20 protein-coding genes are annotated in these 16,765 nt (G+C 62.4%); 15 read left to right on the top strand and 5 right to left on the bottom strand.

What is annotated here, in order from left to right; translation table 11 throughout:
- The first annotated feature begins 2 nt into the window (after positions 1-2).
- The 9 genes from phnH to phnP are packed head-to-tail and all read left to right on the top strand — an operon-like array spanning position 3 to position 7,131.
- On the top strand, positions 3-584 hold the full coding sequence (gene phnH / locus ACP3TA_RS07970; protein ID WP_047025108.1) for a phosphonate C-P lyase system protein PhnH: 582 nt from the start codon (positions 3-5) through the stop codon (positions 582-584).
- Positions 584-1,669 (top strand): carbon-phosphorus lyase complex subunit PhnI, encoded by a 1,086-nt coding sequence (locus ACP3TA_RS07965; RefSeq protein ID WP_021504231.1) that lies wholly within the window; start codon positions 584-586, stop codon positions 1,667-1,669. The genes phnH and ACP3TA_RS07965 overlap by 1 nt, the downstream gene beginning before the upstream one ends.
- The gene (locus ACP3TA_RS07960; RefSeq protein ID WP_060426495.1) at positions 1,662-2,522 is read left to right on the top strand and encodes an alpha-D-ribose 1-methylphosphonate 5-phosphate C-P-lyase PhnJ; all 861 of its coding nucleotides are present in this window, start codon (positions 1,662-1,664) and stop codon (positions 2,520-2,522) included. Before ACP3TA_RS07965 ends, ACP3TA_RS07960 begins: the two co-directional genes overlap by 8 nt.
- On the top strand, positions 2,522-3,310 hold the full coding sequence (gene phnK, locus ACP3TA_RS07955; RefSeq protein ID WP_016929302.1) for a phosphonate C-P lyase system protein PhnK: 789 nt from the start codon (positions 2,522-2,524) through the stop codon (positions 3,308-3,310). Before ACP3TA_RS07960 ends, phnK begins: the two co-directional genes overlap by 1 nt.
- A 16-nt stretch (positions 3,311-3,326) precedes the next feature.
- On the top strand, positions 3,327-4,031 hold the full coding sequence (phnL, locus tag ACP3TA_RS07950) for a phosphonate C-P lyase system protein PhnL (protein WP_274253979.1): 705 nt from the start codon (positions 3,327-3,329) through the stop codon (positions 4,029-4,031).
- Complete coding sequence (gene phnM, locus ACP3TA_RS07945; RefSeq protein WP_060660027.1) at positions 4,031-5,167, top strand: alpha-D-ribose 1-methylphosphonate 5-triphosphate diphosphatase; 1,137 nt, start codon at positions 4,031-4,033, stop codon at positions 5,165-5,167. The genes phnL and phnM overlap by 1 nt, the downstream gene beginning before the upstream one ends.
- Entirely contained in the window at positions 5,167-5,736 is a 570-nt protein-coding gene (gene phnN, locus ACP3TA_RS07940) for a ribose 1,5-bisphosphokinase (RefSeq protein ID WP_274253978.1), read from the top strand. The genes phnM and phnN overlap by 1 nt, the downstream gene beginning before the upstream one ends.
- Positions 5,733-6,335, top strand: a complete 603-nt coding sequence (locus tag ACP3TA_RS07935; protein ID WP_015376431.1) for a DapH/DapD/GlmU-related protein — start codon at positions 5,733-5,735, stop codon at positions 6,333-6,335. Before phnN ends, ACP3TA_RS07935 begins: the two co-directional genes overlap by 4 nt.
- 13 nt (positions 6,336-6,348) lie before the next feature.
- Positions 6,349-7,131 (top strand): phosphonate metabolism protein PhnP, encoded by a 783-nt coding sequence (gene phnP / locus ACP3TA_RS07930; RefSeq protein ID WP_033641671.1) that lies wholly within the window; start codon positions 6,349-6,351, stop codon positions 7,129-7,131.
- On the opposite strand, the gene ACP3TA_RS07925 is transcribed toward phnP, so the two are convergent.
- The gene (locus ACP3TA_RS07925; protein WP_033641670.1) at positions 7,088-7,720 is read right to left on the bottom strand and encodes an NAD(P)H-binding protein; all 633 of its coding nucleotides are present in this window, start codon (positions 7,718-7,720) and stop codon (positions 7,088-7,090) included. The genes phnP and ACP3TA_RS07925 overlap by 44 nt on opposite strands.
- A gap of 30 nt (positions 7,721-7,750) precedes the next feature.
- Positions 7,751-8,191, bottom strand: coding sequence for a YhbP family protein (locus ACP3TA_RS07920; RefSeq protein ID WP_015376428.1), 441 nt, complete (start codon positions 8,189-8,191; stop codon positions 7,751-7,753).
- Positions 8,192-8,624: 433 nt separating this feature from the next.
- On the opposite strand from ACP3TA_RS07920, the gene speFL reads away from it, so the two are divergent.
- The 4 genes from speFL (at position 8,625) to ACP3TA_RS07900 (ending at position 12,937) form a co-directional block, all read left to right on the top strand.
- Positions 8,625-8,729: a leader peptide SpeFL gene (speFL, locus tag ACP3TA_RS07915; RefSeq protein WP_004933443.1), complete on the top strand. Its 105-nt coding sequence runs from the start codon at positions 8,625-8,627 to the stop codon at positions 8,727-8,729.
- A 274-nt stretch (positions 8,730-9,003) separates the two neighbouring features.
- Positions 9,004-11,166 carry an ornithine decarboxylase SpeF gene (gene speF, locus ACP3TA_RS07910; protein WP_047025103.1) on the top strand — a complete coding sequence of 721 codons (2,163 nt, stop codon included), beginning with the start codon at positions 9,004-9,006 and terminating at the stop codon, positions 11,164-11,166.
- 62 nt (positions 11,167-11,228) lie between these two features.
- Positions 11,229-12,545 carry a putrescine-ornithine antiporter gene (gene potE / locus ACP3TA_RS07905; RefSeq protein WP_033648789.1) on the top strand — a complete coding sequence of 439 codons (1,317 nt, stop codon included), beginning with the start codon at positions 11,229-11,231 and terminating at the stop codon, positions 12,543-12,545.
- A gap of 86 nt (positions 12,546-12,631) precedes the next feature.
- Entirely contained in the window at positions 12,632-12,937 is a 306-nt protein-coding gene (locus ACP3TA_RS07900; protein ID WP_139120340.1) for a GIY-YIG nuclease family protein, read from the top strand.
- On the opposite strand, the gene ACP3TA_RS07895 is transcribed toward ACP3TA_RS07900, so the two are convergent.
- Complete coding sequence (locus ACP3TA_RS07895; protein WP_021504238.1) at positions 12,924-13,427, bottom strand: GNAT family N-acetyltransferase; 504 nt, start codon at positions 13,425-13,427, stop codon at positions 12,924-12,926. The genes ACP3TA_RS07900 and ACP3TA_RS07895 overlap by 14 nt on opposite strands.
- On the bottom strand, positions 13,421-13,942 hold the full coding sequence (ubiT, locus tag ACP3TA_RS07890) for a ubiquinone anaerobic biosynthesis accessory factor UbiT (RefSeq protein ID WP_033644181.1): 522 nt from the start codon (positions 13,940-13,942) through the stop codon (positions 13,421-13,423). The genes ACP3TA_RS07895 and ubiT overlap by 7 nt, the downstream gene beginning before the upstream one ends.
- 258 nt (positions 13,943-14,200) lie before the next feature.
- Between ubiT and ubiU the strand changes: the two genes are divergently transcribed.
- Positions 14,201-15,196, top strand: a complete 996-nt coding sequence (gene ubiU, locus ACP3TA_RS07885; protein ID WP_033641666.1) for a ubiquinone anaerobic biosynthesis protein UbiU — start codon at positions 14,201-14,203, stop codon at positions 15,194-15,196.
- Positions 15,197-15,207: 11 nt separating this feature from the next.
- A complete protein-coding gene (locus tag ACP3TA_RS07880) occupies positions 15,208-16,086 on the top strand; it encodes a U32 family peptidase (protein WP_033641665.1) in 879 nt (292 codons plus the stop codon).
- A 128-nt stretch (positions 16,087-16,214) separates the two neighbouring features.
- On the opposite strand, the gene ACP3TA_RS07875 is transcribed toward ACP3TA_RS07880, so the two are convergent.
- The gene (locus tag ACP3TA_RS07875; protein ID WP_033641664.1) at positions 16,215-16,757 is read right to left on the bottom strand and encodes a chorismate mutase; all 543 of its coding nucleotides are present in this window, start codon (positions 16,755-16,757) and stop codon (positions 16,215-16,217) included.
- Positions 16,758-16,765: the final 8 nt, after the last annotated feature.

Genomic DNA, 16,765 nt, shown 5'->3' with positions numbered 1-16,765 from the left:
CCATGAGTTTATTGACCGGTTTTGAGCAACCGATAGACCAATCGCAGCACGCTTTCCGTTTGATTCTTAAAGCCTTGAGCGAACCGGGCCACCGGGTGACGCTGCCGGCCGGCCCGGCCTGGGCGCCGCTGAACGCCGCCAGCACCGCCGCGCTGCTGACGCTGGCCGATCAGGAAACGCCGCTGCAGCTGTGCGCTGCGCTTAAAAGTGAGCGAGTGCTAACAAACATTCGTTTTCACAGCGGCGCGCCGCTGGCCACCGCGGCGCAGGAGGTCTGTTTTGCCCTGTTCGATGAGCAGCTGCAGGCCGCCGATCTGCAGGCCTTACCGCACGGCACGGAAATCTCGCCGGAATGCGGCGCCACGGTCATCGTGCAGCTCGCCGAGCTGGAGAACGGCGCCGCGCTGCGCCTGACCGGCCCCGGCATCGAGAGCCAACGCCTGATAGCGCCGCGCCTGCCGCCGGCACTGCTGGATTACCTGGTCAACCGCCCGCAGCGCTTCCCGCTGGGGCTGGATATCTTGCTGACCTGCGGCGATCGCCTGCTGGCGATCCCGCGGACCACCCGCGTGGAGGTGTGCTGATGTACGTAGCGGTAAAAGGGGGCGAAAAAGCCATTGAGGCCGCCCATCAGCTGCAGGAACAGCTGCGGCGCGGCGACGAGGCGCTGCCGGCGATCGGCGCGGAACAAATCGAACAGCAGCTGGGGCTGGCGGTGGATCGGGTGATGACCGAAGGCGGCATCTACGATCGCGAGCTGGCGGCGCTGGCCATCAAACAGGCCAGCGGCGATCTGGTGGAGGCGATCTTCCTGCTGCGCGCCTATCGCACCACCCTGCCGCGCCTGGCGGTCAGTGAGCCGCTGGCCAGCGAAAACATGCGGCTGGAGCGGCGCATCTCGGCGGTTTACAAGGACTTGCCCGGCGGGCAGGTGCTGGGGCCGACCTATGACTACACCCACCGGCTGCTGGATTTCGCGCTGTTGGCGGAAGGCGAGGCGCCGCGCGCGCCGCAGGCCGACGAACCGCTGCCGGACAACTGCAGCCACGTGTTCGATCTGTTGTGTCGCCAGCAGCTGGCGCGGGAGGAACAGGACGACGGCAGCGCGCCGGACGACATCACCCGCAACCCGCCGGTTTACCCCTGCTCGCGCTCGGCGCGCCTGCAGCAGCTGGTGCGCGGCGACGAAGGTTTTCTGCTGGCGCTCGGCTACGCCACCCAGCGCGGCTACGGCCGCAACCACCCGTTCGCCGGCGAGATCCGCACCGGCCACGTTTCGGTGGAGATCGTGCCGGAAGAGCTGGGTTTCGCCATCGATATCGGCGAAATCCTGCTGACCGAGTGCGAAATGGTCAACGGCTTCGTCGATCCCAAGGACCATCCGCCGCACTTCACCCGCGGTTACGGGCTGGTGTTCGGCCGCGCCGAACGCAAGGCGATGGCGATGGCGTTGGTGGATCGCGCATTGCAAAGCCCGGACTACGGCGAAGGCGTCGCCGGCCCGGCGCAGGACGAAGAGTTCGTGCTGGCCCACGCCGACAACGTCGAGGCCGCCGGCTTCGTCTCCCATCTCAAGCTGCCGCACTACGTCGACTTCCAGGCCGAACTGGAGCTGCTCAAGCGGCTGCGGCAGGAATACAGCGAGCGTCAGGAGGCCCGCGATGAGTGAAGTATTGACCGGCTATAACCTCGGTTATCTGGACGAGCAGACCAAGCGCATGATCCGCCGCGCCATCCTGAAGGCGGTGGCGATCCCCGGCTACCAGGTGCCGTTCGGCGGCCGCGAGATGCCGATGCCCTACGGCTGGGGCACCGGCGGCATTCAGCTCACCGCCAGCGTCATCGGCCGCGCCGACGTGCTGAAGGTGATAGACCAGGGCGCCGACGACACCACCAACGCGGTGTCGATCCGCCGCTTCTTCCAGCGCGTCGCCGGGGTGGCCACCACCGAACGCACGCCGGAGGCCACGCTGATCCAGACCCGTCACCGCATTCCGGAAACCGCGCTGCGCGAAGATCAGATCCTGATCTATCAGGTACCGATCCCGGAGCCGCTGCGCTTTATCGAACCGCGCGAAACCGAGACCCGCAAGATGCACGCGCTGGAGGAGTATGGCGTGATGCAGGTGAAGCTGTATGAAGACATCGCGCGCTACGGCCATATCGCCACCACCTACGCCTACCCGGTGAAGGTCAACGATCGCTACGTGATGGATCCGTCGCCGATCCCGAAATTCGACAACCCGAAAATGCACATGATGCCGGCGCTGCAGCTGTTCGGCGCCGGGCGCGAGAAACGCATCTACGCCCTGCCGCCGTTCACCAAAGTGGAGAGCCTGGACTTCGACGACCATCCGTTCAGCGTGCAGCAGTGGGACGAACCCTGCGCGCTGTGCGGTTCGCGCCACAGCTATCTCGACGAGGTGGTGCTCGACGATCAAGGCAACCGCATGTTCGTCTGTTCGGACACCGACTACTGCCGGCAGCAGCTGGCGCAATCTTCGCAAGAGGCGCAGCACTGATGACTTCCACCCCTTTGAGCACCACCCCGCTGCTGTCGGTGAACCGGCTCACCCACCTGTACGCCCCCGGCAAGGGCTTCAGCGACGTGTCGTTCGATATCTACCCCGGTGAAGTGCTGGGCATCGTCGGCGAATCCGGCTCCGGCAAAACCACGCTGCTGAAGTCGATCTCGGCGCGGCTGGCGCCGCAGCGCGGGCAGATCCTTTACCGCCCGCAGGCGGACCAGGAACACGATCTGTACGCCATGGCGGAGAGCGATCGCCGCCGCCTGCTGCGCACCGACTGGGGCGTGGTGCACCAGCACCCGCTCGACGGACTGCGGCCGCAGGTCTCCGCCGGCGGCAACATCGGCGAGCGGCTGATGGCCATCGGCCAGCGCCACTATGGCGACATTCGCCGCCAGGCCGGCCAGTGGCTGGAAGACGTCGAAATCCCGCTGTCGCGCCTCGACGATCTGCCGACCACCTTCTCCGGCGGCATGCAGCAGCGGCTGCAGATCGCCCGCAATCTGGTGACCCACCCCAAGCTGGTGTTTATGGATGAGCCGACCGGCGGGCTGGACGTGTCGGTGCAGGCGCGCCTGCTCGATCTGCTGCGTAACCTGGTGGTGGAGATGCAGCTGGCGGCGGTGATCGTCACTCACGATCTCGGCGTGGCGCGGCTGCTGGCCCACCGCCTGCTGGTGATGAAACAGGGCGAAGTGGTGGAGAGCGGCCTGACCGATCGGGTGCTCGACGATCCGCACCATCCTTACACCCAACTGCTGGTTTCTTCGGTGCTGTCGTAACCCAAGGCGATAACAGATGACTATGCAAATCCGAGTTGAACATCTCAGTAAAACCTTTGTGCTGCATCAGCAGTACGGCACCCGCCTGCCGGTGCTGCACGACGCCAACCTGACGGTCCACGGCGGTGAATGCGTGGTGCTGCACGGCCACTCCGGCAGCGGCAAATCCACCCTGCTGCGCTCGCTGTACGCCAACTACCTGCCGGACAGCGGCCATATCTGGATCAACCACCAGGGCGACTGGCTGGACATGGTCAGCGCCGACGCGCGCCAGATTCTGGCGGTGCGCCGCCATACGCTGGGCTGGGTCAGCCAGTTCCTGCGGGTGATCCCGCGCATCAGCGCGCTGGAGGTGGTGATGCAGCCGCTGCTGGAACAGGGCGTCGAGCGCGCCGAATGCCGCGACCGCGCCGAAGCGCTGCTCGCCGCGCTCAACGTGCCGCAGCGCCTGTGGCCGCTGGCGCCGTCCACCTTCTCCGGCGGCGAGCAGCAGCGGGTAAACATCGCGCGCGGCTTTATCGTCAATTATCCCATCCTGTTGCTGGATGAACCGACCGCCTCGCTCGACAGCCGCAACAGCGCGGCGGTGGTGCAGCTTATCGAACGCGCCAAGGCGCGCGGCGCGGCGATCGTCGGCATTTTCCACGATGAAGGCGTCCGCCGACAGGTCGCCGACCGGCTTTATGACATGCAGGCGCCGCAGGCGCTGGAGGCCCTCTGATGATCGTCAATAACGTTAAGCTGGTGCTGGATGACCAGGTGGTGCAAGGCTCGCTGGAGATGCAGGACGGCGTGATCCGCAGCTTCGCCGACGGCCCGAGCCGTCTGCCGCAGGCGCTGGACGGCGACGGCGGCTGGCTGCTGCCGGGGCTGATCGAGCTGCATACCGACAACCTGGACAAGTTCTTCACCCCGCGCCCGAACGTCGACTGGCCGGCCCATTCGGCGATGAGCAGCCACGATGCGCTGATGGTGGCCAACGGCATCACCACGGTGCTGGACGCGGTGGCGATCGGCGACGTGCGCGACGGCGGCCACCGGCTGGAAAACCTGCAGAAGATGATCGACGCGGTGATCCACAGCCAGCGCGCCGGGGTGAACCGCGCCGAGCACCGGCTGCACCTGCGCTGCGAGCTGCCGCACGAGAGCACCCTGCCGCTGTTCGAACAGCTGATGGACAAGCCGGGCGTGTCGCTGGTGTCGCTGATGGACCATTCGCCGGGCCAGCGCCAGTTCGCCTCGCGCGAAAAGTACCGCGAATATTATCAGGGCAAATACCACCTCAACGATCAGCAGATGAGCGAGTACGAGGAAGAGCAGGTCGCCCTGTCCGCCCGCTGGGCCGCGCCGAACCGCGAGGCGATCGCCGCCCACTGCCGCGCGCGCCGCATCTCGCTGGCCAGCCATGACGACGCCACAGCCGCGCACGTGGCCGAATCCTGCGCGCTCGGCAGCGCCATTGCCGAGTTCCCCACCACCGAGGCGGCCGCCCGCGCTTCGCACCAGCAGGGCCTGCAGGTGCTGATGGGCGCGCCGAACATCGTGCGCGGCGGCTCCCACTCCGGTAACGTGGCGGCGCACCACCTGGCGGCGCTGGGGGTGCTGGATATTCTCTCTTCCGATTATTACCCGGCCAGCCTGCTGGACGCGGCGTTTCGCCTCGCGGCGGACGAACGCAACGCCTACGATCTGCCCCAGGCGGTGCGCATGATCACCCGCAACCCGGCGCGGGCGCTGGATCTGCAGGATCGCGGCGCCATCGCCGAAGGATTGCGGGCGGATCTGGTGCTGGCGCGGCCGCACGGCGAGCACGTTTACGTGCAGAACGTGTGGCGCCAGGGCAGGCAGGTGTTCTGATGGCGCGGCTCATCTATCTGATGGGGCCTTCCGGCGCAGGCAAGGACAGCCTGCTGGCTGCGCTGCGGGCCGACGCCGACCGCGCGCCGCTGGTGGCGCACCGTTACATCACCCGGCCGGCGGACGCCGGCTGCGAGAATCACATCGCGCTGAGCGAACCCGAATTTCTGCGCCGCCGCGCCAAGGGGCTGTTCGCGCTCGACTGGCAGGCCCACCAGCAGCACTACGCGTTCGGGATCGAAGTGGATCTTTGGCTACTGCAGGGGATCGACGTGGCGGTCAACGGTTCGCGCGCCCACCTGCCGCAGGCGCAGCAGCGCTACGGTGCGCAGCTGCTGCCGGTATGCCTGCAGGTCAACGCCGCGATCCTGCGCCGGCGCCTGCAGGATCGCGGACGGGAAAGCGCTGAACAGATCGAGCAGCGGCTGGCGCGGGCGGCGGAATATCAGCAGAGTCTGCCCGCCGGCTGCCGGGTGCTGCACAACGACGGCCCACTCGACGATACCCTGGCGGCGCTGCTGGCGCTGCTGCCTACCGCCACCCGACAAGCTCAGGATGCGATGCCATGAACGACTTTGCCCAGCCGAAAATCGGCGACAACGTGACCCTTAACCGCACCCGGCTCGGCCAGTATGTGCATCTGGCCGACGATGCGATCCTGGAAGAGGTGGAGATGGGGGACTACTCCTACACCGCCGGGCACAACCAGATCTTTTACGCCACTATCGGCAAGTTCGTTTCCATCGCCTCCTATGCGCGCATCAATCCCGGCAACCACCCGACCTACCAGCGCATCGCGCAGCACCACTTCACCTATCGCGCTTCCGAATACGGGCTGGGGGAAGACGACGCGGCGTTCTTCGACTGGCGGCGCGAGCACCACGTCACCGTCGGCCACGACGTGTGGATCGGCCATAACGCCATCCTGATGCCGGGCGTCAGCGTCGGCAACGGCGCGGTGATCGGCAGCGCAGCGGTGGTCACCAAGGACGTGGAGCCTTACAGCATCGTCGCCGGCGTGGCGGCCAAGAAGATCGGCATGCGCTTCGACGATGCGCTGATAGAGCGTATCGAACGCAGCCAGTGGTGGCACTGGGATCACGCCACGCTGCAGGCGCGGCTGGCGGATTTTCGCGACATCAACCGCTTTGCGCAGAAGTACCTTTAACGGAGGGGGAGCGATGCAACTGACCTTTCTCGGCACCGGCGGCGCGCAGCAGGTGCCGGTGTTCGGCTGCGACTGCCTGATCTGCCAACGGGCGCGGCGCGAGCCGGCATTTCGGCGGCGCGCGTGCAGCGCCATGCTTAACTATCAGGGGGAAACGACCTTATTGGATGCGGGATTGCCGGCTTTGGAGCGGCGATTTTCGGCGGGGCAAATTCAACGTTTTTTACTGACACATTACCACATGGATCACGTTCAGGGGTTATTTCCTTTGCGTTGGGGGTGCGGAAATTCCATTCCGGTGTATGGCCCACCGGATGAACAGGGCTGCGACGATCTGTTCAAACACCCGGGCATTCTGGCGTTTCAGCCGCCGCTGGCGCCCTTCGCCACCGTCGAACTGGGCGGCATGCGCATCACCCCGCTGCCGCTGCAACACTCCAAACTGACCCACGGCTATCTGATCCAGGCGGCGGGCGCTGCGCTGGCCTACCTGACCGACACCGTCGGCCTGCCGCCGGCCACCGCCGACTATTTGCAGAACGTGGCGCTGGATCTGCTGGTGCTCGATTGCAGCCTGCCGCCTCAGCCGCAGGCGCCGCGCAACCACAACGATCTGACCCGCGCGCAGGAGACGCAGCGGTTGCTGCAGCCCAAACGCACGCTGCTGACGCACATCAGCCATCATCTCGATCTGTGGCTGCTGGACAATGAACTGCCCGCCGGGCTGGAGCTGGCGTTCGACCACCTCAGCGTCAGCCTCGGTAGCAGTGCAGCCGATCCGACTCCAGCACCCTGACCCCTTCGCCCGGCGTGAACGCCTGCTGCAGCAGCGTTTGCGCCACGTCTTTGGCGGAGACGGCGCGCCATTTGCCGGGCAGCAGCCTGAACAACGGCAGCGAGAGGCGCTCCATCAGGCGCGGCGCAGGGCGATCCCCCACCAGCATGGAAGGCCGCACCAGCGTCAGGCGCGGCCAGCGCTGTTCGCGCAGCGCCTGCTCCATCTCGCCTTTGGTGCGGTTATACAGGAAGGTGGAATGCGCGTTGGCGCCCAACGCGCTCACCACCAGACAGTGCTGCGCCCCCAACCGGCGGCCGGTCAGCGCGCTCTCCACCACCAGTTGGTAATCGACGTAGCGGAAGGCATCGGCGCTGCCCGCCGCCTGGCGGGTGGTGCCCAGGCAGCAGAACACCAGATCGACCGGCTGCTGCAGGCCGCTCAGCAGTTCGAACAGCGCATCGCCGACCGGGTTGGTCAGCTTGCCGTGCGGCGGCAGCGGCGTGCGCGTCGGCGCCACGATGGCCGTTACCTGCGGATCGCTTTGCAACAGCTGCAGCAACTCGCGCCCCACCAGCCCGGTTGCGCCGACTAACAGTGCTCGCGCCATGCAATCTCCCGTTGTAATCAATACGTCGACTTAAAGTATAGACCGCGCCCAGTGCAGCTTCTTGCCGAAGCCGAGGGTGTTGTCGGTCATCTTCACCTCGTGCAGATCCAGCCGCCATACCGAGGCCTTCATCGCCCTGGCGATCGGGAAGCGCTTGCAGTAACGCGCGCGCGCCGCCTCGGCCTCTTCGCCGCTCAGCAGCACCGCCTCGGCGCGGTACTGCACGCCGCGGATCAGCGCGATGCTTTTCGGTTTCGGCGCGATGGTGCCGACCACCCGGCCGTTGTTCAGCATCAGCCCACCGTGGCGGGTGTGCGGTTCGGTCATCAGCCACAGCGCCATCGTCGCGGCGTCGAACACGTAAAAACAGTTGGCGCACCACATGTCGAGGCCGTCGCCGGCGCACAGCGTTAAGACATGTTGCTTGCCGATGAAATCCGCAATCTGTTGCCGTTGTTCTGGGGTATTCAAGGTTACTCGCCTCCCGGTTCACTCACTTCATCTTACCCTGCGTTGTTGAAGCGAGTCACAAATAACGATAATCACCAAAAATCCCATGCGAATATAAAATCACAATATCTGTATTTTTACTCATTTCAGCATCAGGCGGGTTTATAACATAAAAAAAACAAACCGGATTTATTTGATCGTTAGGCAACCGATTAATTGCGCCATTCTTTTATTCCCATCCTGACGGCACGCAAATTTAGCGCGTCTGCCCGGCGCCGATTAGCAATTTATTTACATGCTCATTTGTCTGCCTGGCCGCGGTTTATGCAACTCACTGCATAATCAATGAATAGTTATTTATAAACACCGGCATTTATGTGATGGAAATCACGATTTTCTGCCAATCTTGCGTTAAAATAGCGCCATCTTTTCACTCAGCAAGGTGGATTAGAAAATGGAAAACAATAACCGAAAAATGGCGCATATCAGGCGCACAACCCATATTATGATGATGGCTCATCGCAGCTGCTTTAGCTTCGCATTCTTCAACTACAGATAACCCTCCCCCCTCGCTCTTACGCCGTTGATAAGAGTGTCATTGCGTTTTTACTTATTCTCCGCACGCCGGTGATAATATCTCTTTCTCGCTAACCGGGAAGGACACGCAATTCATTCTTAATTTCGGCCAAGCGCATCCAAGCTAAATAAAACAGCGAACACAGTTAATGCCTTAAGGCATCACTGGGTTCTCGTACACCTTTATTTTCGTGAAGGCGTTAGCGGCAAATGGAATTATTTGCCGGCGTAATGCCTTTGCCTGAAGAATGAGAAAAATGAAAAAATTAAAAATTGCCGCCAACACCCACACCCTCGGCTGCTTTGAAACCGAACGCGACATCGTCGATGTGCATCACAGCGATTTCAATGACGTCGCCGCCATCGTGCTGTCGGTAGAAGACGTTGCGCAAGGCATGGTGGCGCGCATCGAAGAGCACGGCCTGAACATTCCGCTGTTCGTCGCCGTCTGCTGCGAAGAAGAGCTGGATAACGCCGTATTGCCGGCGCTGCATGGTGTGTTTGAGCTGTGCGGCAAGAATACCCAGTTCTACGGCAAACAGCTGGAGGCCGCCGCCGCAAAATATGAGAGCGAGCTGCTGCCGCCGTTCTTCAATACGCTGACGCAATACGTAGAAATGGGCAACGCCACCTTCGCCTGCCCCGGCCACCAGGGCGGCGAGTTCTTCCGCAAACATCCGGCGGGCCGCCAGTTCTTCGACTTCTACGGCGAAACGCTTTTCCGTTCGGACATGTGCAACGCCGACGTCAAACTGGGCGATCTGTTGATCCACGAAGGCGCGCCTTGCGCGGCGCAGCAGCACGCCGCCAAGGTGTTCAACGCCGACAAGACCTACTTCGTGCTCAACGGCACCTCGGCCTCGAACAAGGTGGCGACCAACGCTCTGCTGACGCGCGGCGATCTGGTGCTGTTTGACCGCAACAACCATAAATCCAACCACCACGGCGCATTGATCCAGGCCGGCGCCACGCCGGTTTATCTGGAAACCGCGCGCAACCCGTTCGGCTTTATCGGCGGCATCGACGCGCACTGCTTCGACGAGCGCTACCTGCGCCAACAGATCCGCGAAGTGGCGCCGGAACGCGCCAACGAAGCCCGCCCGTTCCGCCTCGCGATCATCCAGCTCGGCACCTACGACGGCACTATCTACAACGCCCGTCAGGTGGTCGACAAGATTGGCCACCTGTGCGATTACATCCTGTTCGACTCCGCCTGGGTGGGCTATGAGCAGTTCATTCCGATGATGAAAGACTGCTCGCCGCTGCTGCTGGAGCTGAACGAGAACGATCCCGGCATCATCGTCACCCAGTCGGTGCACAAGCAGCAGGCCGGCTTCTCGCAGACCTCGCAGATCCACAAAAAAGACAAGCATATCAAGGGGCAGAGCCGCTACTGCAACCACAAGCGCTTCAACAACGCCTTTATGCTGCACGCCTCCACCAGCCCGTTCTATCCGCTGTTCGCCGCGCTGGACGTCAACGCCAAGATGCACGAGGGCAAGAGCGGCCAGCGCCTGTGGCAAGAATGTGTGCGCGTGGGCATCGAAGCGCGCAAAATGCTGCTGGATACCTGCACGATGATCAAACCGTTCGTGCCGGATCAGATCGACGGCAAGCCGTGGCAAGCCTATGACACCGCGGCGATGGCCAACGATCTGCGCTTCTTCAACTTCGTGCCCGGCGAAAAATGGCACGCTTTTGAGGGCTATGCCGAATCGCAGTACTTCGTCGATCCGTGCAAACTGCTGCTCACCACGCCGGGCATCGATACCGCGAACGGCAGCTACAGCGAGTTCGGCATCCCGGCGACCATTCTGGCCAACTACCTGCGCGAAAACGGCATCGTGCCGGAAAAATGCGATCTCAACTCGATCCTGTTCCTGCTGACGCCGGCGGAAGACATCGCCAAGATGCAACACCTGGTGGCCCTGATCGCCCGCTTCGAGAAGCACATCGAGCAAAACTCCCTGCTCAGCGAGGTGCTGCCTGCGGTCTATAAAAACCACCAGCAGCGCTACAAAAACTACACCATCCGCCAGCTGTGCCAGGAAATGCACGACCTTTACGTCAGCTACGACGTTAAAGAACTGCAAAAAGAGATGTTCCGCAAAAGTTATTTCCCGCGCGTGGTGATGAATCCGCAGGACGCCAATACCGAGTTTGTACGCGGCAACGTGGAATTGGTCTCGCTGGCCAAGGCCGAGGGGCGCATCGCCGCCGAAGGCGCCCTGCCTTACCCGCCTGGCGTGCTGTGCGTGGTTCCCGGTGAAATTTGGGGCGGCGCCGCGCAGCGTTATTTCCTGGCATTGGAAGAAGGCATCAACTTATTGCCGGGATTCGCGCCGGAACTGCAGGGCGTTTATATCCAACAGGATGAGGACGGCTGGAACCGCGCTTACGGCTACGTCATGAAAAATTAATCACCTTACGGGGCGGCGATTATTCTCGCCGCCCGGATCGCATCCTAAAAGAGAAAATGATCATGAGTAAGTCCAACAATAAAATGGGGGTCGTGCAATTAACGATCCTGACCGCCGTGAATATGATGGGTTCCGGCATAATTATGCTGCCGACCAAGCTGGCCGAAGTGGGCACGATTTCGATAGTTTCCTGGCTGGTGACCGCCGTCGGCTCGATGGCGCTGGCCTACGCGTTCGCCAAATGCGGCATGTTCAGCCGTAAATCCGGCGGCATGGGCGGCTACGCCGAATACGCCTTCGGTAAATCAGGCAACTTCATGGCGAACTACACCTACGGCGTTTCGCTGCTGATCGCCAATATCGCCATCGCCATTTCCGCCGTCGGCTACGGCACCGAGCTGTTCGACACCACGCTCAGCCCGCTCGGGATCTGTATCGCCACCATCGGCGTGCTGTGGCTGGCGACCGTCGCCAACTTCGGCGGCGCGCGCATCACCGGCAAAATCAGCGGCATCACCGTCTGGGGCGTGATCATTCCGGTGGTGGGCATCTCGGTCATCGGCTGGTACTGGTTCAGCGGCAGCGCCTACGTCGCCGCCTGGAACCCGCATCAGGTGCCGACCTTCGAAGCCATTGGCGCCTCGATCTCAATGACCCTGTGGGCGTTCCTGGGGCTGGAATCCGCCTGCGCCAACACCGACGTGGTGGAAAATCCGGAGCGCAACGTGCCGATCGCCGTACTGGGCGGCACACTCAGCGCGGCGGTGATCTATATCGTTTCGACCAACGTGATCGCCGGCATCGTGCCAAACATGGATCTGGCCAACTCCACCGCCCCGTTCGGGCTGGCGTTCTCCCACATGTTCAATCCGACGGTCGGCAAGATCATCATGGCGTTGATGGTGATGTCCTGCGTCGGCTCGCTGCTCGGTTGGCAGTTCACCATCGCCCAGGTGTTCAAATCCTCCGCCGACAGCGGCTTCTTCCCGAAAATCTTCTCCAAGCTGAGCAAGGCCGACGCGCCGGTCAAAGGCATGCTGACCATCGTCGTCATCCAGAGCGGTTTGTCTCTGATGACCATCAGCCCGTCGCTGAACAAGCAGTTCAACGTGCTGGTGAACCTGGCGGTGGTGACCAACATCATCCCTTACATCCTGTCGATGGCGGCGCTGGTCATTATTCAGAAAGTGGCGAAGGTGCCAGACAACAAGGCGCGCATCGCCAATATCATCGCCGGCATCGGCGCGCTGTACAGCTTCTATGCGCTTTACAGCTCCGGTGAGGAAGCGATGATGTGGGGCGCCATCGCCACCTTCCTCGGCTGGACGCTGTACGGCATCGTCTCGCCGCGCTTCGAGCTGGCGGGAAAAAAGGGGTAAAGCGGTAAGGCTCTGGCGGCCGGGGATGGGATTGTGACGGCGAACATGCCATCATACGCCGACCCTGGCCACCGAAACGGCGTACGATGACCGACACTACCCCCACTCCCTGGCACCTCTACATGCTGCGTTTACCGAGCGGCATGCTGTATACCGGCATCACCACCGACGTGGCGCGCCGCCTGGCGCAACATCAAGCCGGCAAAGGCGCCAAGGCGCTGCGCGGTAAAGGGGAGCTGACGCTGGCGTTTCACTGCCAGGTGGGGGATCGCTCAACGGCGCTGAAGCTGGAATACCGCGTCAAACAGCTGAGCAAAATACAAAAAGAGCGGCTGGTGAATCACCCGCCGCTGTCGTTGGAGTCTCTATTGCCGGTCGTTAAAAGCGATTAAACGGCGCCGAAAACGCCACTTCGCCGCTGACGCCATTCAGAGCGTCTTGCGCCAGCGGATACACCTGGAATGCGCTTTCCGTGTCCGGCCAGCGACAATTCAGGCCATAGGCGGCGGCCGGTTTGAAACCGAAGCGGCCGTAATAGGCCGGATCGCCCAGCACCACCACCGCGGCGTAGCTGAATTCGTTCAGCGAATCCAACCCCTCGTACACCAGCTTTTCAGCCAGCCCCTGGCGGCGCAGGCTTTCGTCTACCGCCAGGGGCGCCAGCGCCACCCATTGGCGGTCTTCGCCGGCCACGTCTACCGGGCTGAACGCGGCGTACCCCACCACCCCGCCTTCGTCGTCAGTGGCGACCACGCCCAGCGTCAGCAGGCCGTCTTCGCGCAGCTGCTGCACCAGGTCGGCTTCGTCGTCGCGGCCAAAGGCGCGGCGCAGCAAGGCATCGATGCCCGCCGCGTCTACCGGGATCTCTACGCGGATCAGCATGATGCCGCCACACGGGAAGCCGACGCCGTGCCCTCCTGCAGCCCTGCTTCGACAAAATCAGCCAACTGCAACAGCCCCATGCGCAGCGGCGCAGGCATGCTTTCCAGCTCAATGGCGTCCATCAAATTTTTCACATACAGGCCCAATTCGGTATCCCCTTCAATCTGCAGCCGACGCTGAAAGAACAGCGTATCCGGATCTTGCTTACGCGCCGCGATCAGGATCAGATCGTTGGCGTCGCCGCTGAAGCTGACGTCCGCTTCGGCGTGCTGGCTGACCACCAGTTTGTCGTTTTCTACCGTCATAAACCATTGTAGCGCCAGATCGCGAACTTCGATCTTTAACCAGCGCGATTCGAGAAATTCCAGATCGCCATCCGCCAACGCCTGGCGGAACTGCCAGCTCAGCACCTGTTGCAGCAGTTGGCGCTGCAGAGCGAACGGCGTGAATTTCAGCGGGATGCGCAGCAGCGACGGCCCCTGGCGCACAAGACGTGCTCGTAGTTGTTCCAACACGGTCATCCACTCCTTTCAATACGGACTACCGCTATTTTGCCACACTGACGCGCGGCTTCAGCGGTCTATATCAACAAATAGTGCATTTCACCGCCATGTTTATCAATACGCCATAAGCTGCCTCAAATCAAAACCCGTGCGCGCCCCTTTGCCTAAAATGGCCTCCCCGATTCGCGTTTGCCGGCGGAACACCGTCGTCGGCAACCTTTAAAGACAGCGTGCGCCCGGCCGGGCGTACGGCTAAGCCAGGATAAATCTATGGAGCTGCTTTGTCCCGCCGGCAACCTGCCGGCCCTGAAGGCCGCGGTGGATAACGGCGCCGATGCCGTTTACATCGGTCTGAAAGACGATACCAACGCGCGCCACTTCGCCGGCCTCAACTTCACCGAGAAAAAGCTGCAGGAAGCGGTCGATTACGTGCATCGCCACGGCCGCAAACTGCATATCGCCATCAACACCTTCGCCCATCCCGACGGCTACGCCCGCTGGCAGCGCGCGGTGGATATGGCCGCCCAACTGGGCGCCGACGCGTTGATTCTGGCGGATCTGGCGATGCTGGAATACGCCGCCCAACGCTACCCGCAGCTGGAGCGCCACGTTTCGGTACAGGCTTCCGCCACCAATGAGGAGGCGATCCGTTTCTACCAGCGCAACTTCGAGGTCGGCCGGGTGGTGCTGCCGCGGGTGCTGTCGATGCACCAGGTGAAACAGCTGGCGCGCACCAGCCCGGTGCCGCTGGAAGTGTTCGCCTTCGGCAGCCTGTGCATCATGGCCGAGGGGCGCTGCTACCTCTCCTCCTACCTGACCGGCGAGTCGCCGAACACCGTCGGCGCCTGTTCGCCGGCGCGTTTCGTGCGCTGGCAGCAAACCGCACAGGGCATGGAGTCGCGCCTGAACGACGTGCTGATCGACCGCTATCAGGACCACGAAAACGCCGGTTACCCGACGCTGTGCAAGGGCCGCTATCTGGTGGACGACGTGCGCTACCACGCGCTGGAAGAGCCCACCAGCCTCAATACCCTGGAGCTGCTGCCGGAGCTGCTGGCCGCCAACATCGCTTCGGTGAAGATCGAAGGCCGCCAGCGCAGCCCGGCTTACGTCAGCCAGGTGGCGCGCGTCTGGCGCCAGGCGATCGACCGTTGCCAGGCCGATCCGGCCGCCTACCGCGCCGACGCCGCCTGGATGGAGACGCTGGGCGCGATGTCCGAAGGCACCCAGACCACGCTGGGCGCTTATCACCGCAAATGGCAGTAGCCGGAGGAAACATGAAATACGCACTCGGGCCGGTACTCTACTACTGGCCGAAAAACGACATCGCAACGTTCTATCAACAGGCGGCGGACAGCAGCGCCGACATCATTTATCTCGGCGAGAGCGTCTGCGCCAAGCGCCGCGAGATGAAGGTCGGCGACTGGCTGGCGCTGGCGCGCGAAATCGCCCGCAGCGGTAAACAGGTGGTGATCTCCACGCTGGCGCTGCTGCAGGCGCCGTCCGAACTGAATGAGCTGAAACGCTATGTGGAAAACGGCGAGTTCCTGTTTGAAGCCAACGATCTGGGCGCGGTGAACATGGCGGCGGAGCGCGGCCTGCCGTTCGTCGCCGGCCATGCGCTGAACTGCTACAACGCCTATACCCTGCGCCTGCTGCGCCGCCAGGGCATGATCCGCTGGTGCATGCCGGTCGAGCTGTCGCGCGACTGGCTGGCCAATCTGCTGACGCAGTGCGACGAGCTGGGCTTCCGCCACGACTTCGAGGTGGAGGTGCTGAGCTACGGCCATCTGCCGCTGGCCTATTCCGCGCGCTGCTTCACCGCCCGCTCGGAGAATCGCGGCAAGGACGAGTGCGAAACCTGCTGCATCAAGTATCCGCAGGGCCGCATGATGCGTTCGCAGGAACAACAGCAGGTGTTCGTACTCAACGGCATCCAGACGATGAGCGGTTACTGCTATAACCTCGGCAACGAGCTGCCGAACATGCAGGGGCTGGTGGACATCGTGCGGCTGTCGCCGCAGGGCGCCGAGACGCTGGCGCAGATCGATGCCTTCCGCGCCAACGAACGCGGCGAGCAGCCGCTGGCCTTGACCGACCACGCCGACTGCAACGGCTACTGGCGCCGCGTGGCCGGGTTGGCGTTGGTGGGGTGATGGAGGCCGGCGCCGGGCTTTCCCTCGCCTGAGGAGCCTTTCAACGCCATTATTCGGCTGGCCGCCCGCGAGGAGAATGCGCCCGAAACCACACATCGGGCGCATTCAGCCAGAACAACGGCAGGCGATTACCCTTTCAACGCAATTCGCTTTAATGACTGCCACAGGCGTTCTTTATCGCCAACTTTCAGGTGGGTTTGTTCCAGGGATTTCATAAAAACAAACCTGTCATTAAAGCGCTCGCCTTTCTTCAATTTATTGCTGACGCTGGTCAAAATCTGGGTATTCAGCCGGCTGATTTTCGCTCTCACACTGTCCAGCGATTCAGGCTGCCAGCCGTTTTCCGGCGCCGACAGCCAGTCTGCCCGGTAGCGATACTGAATCGCTTTGGCCGCATCCATTTGCGCCTGTATAAAAGGAGCCACCGACTTGCCATCCAATCCCAATGCTTCCGCCTCGCGGACTGAGTTGGCCAATACGTTGGCTTCCTGAGGCAAATCCTCAATGGCCAGATGGTTGTTTGCCTTATACCCGGCAACGTCTTTCATGTAAGACAATCGCTGGTTAATCAATGAGGCGGTCTCGTCGGTTTGAATAGGCTTTGCCACCGCCGTGATAGAGAAAAATAATCCAGCCAAAAGCAGCAACCCTCTCGTCACTTTAAAATCCATTTAACCTC

The organism is Serratia sp. 2C06 (assembly GCF_050037615.1).
Taxonomy (GTDB): domain Bacteria; phylum Pseudomonadota; class Gammaproteobacteria; order Enterobacterales; family Enterobacteriaceae; genus Serratia; species Serratia ureilytica.
This window is presented reverse-complemented; position numbering and strand designations above follow the sequence as displayed.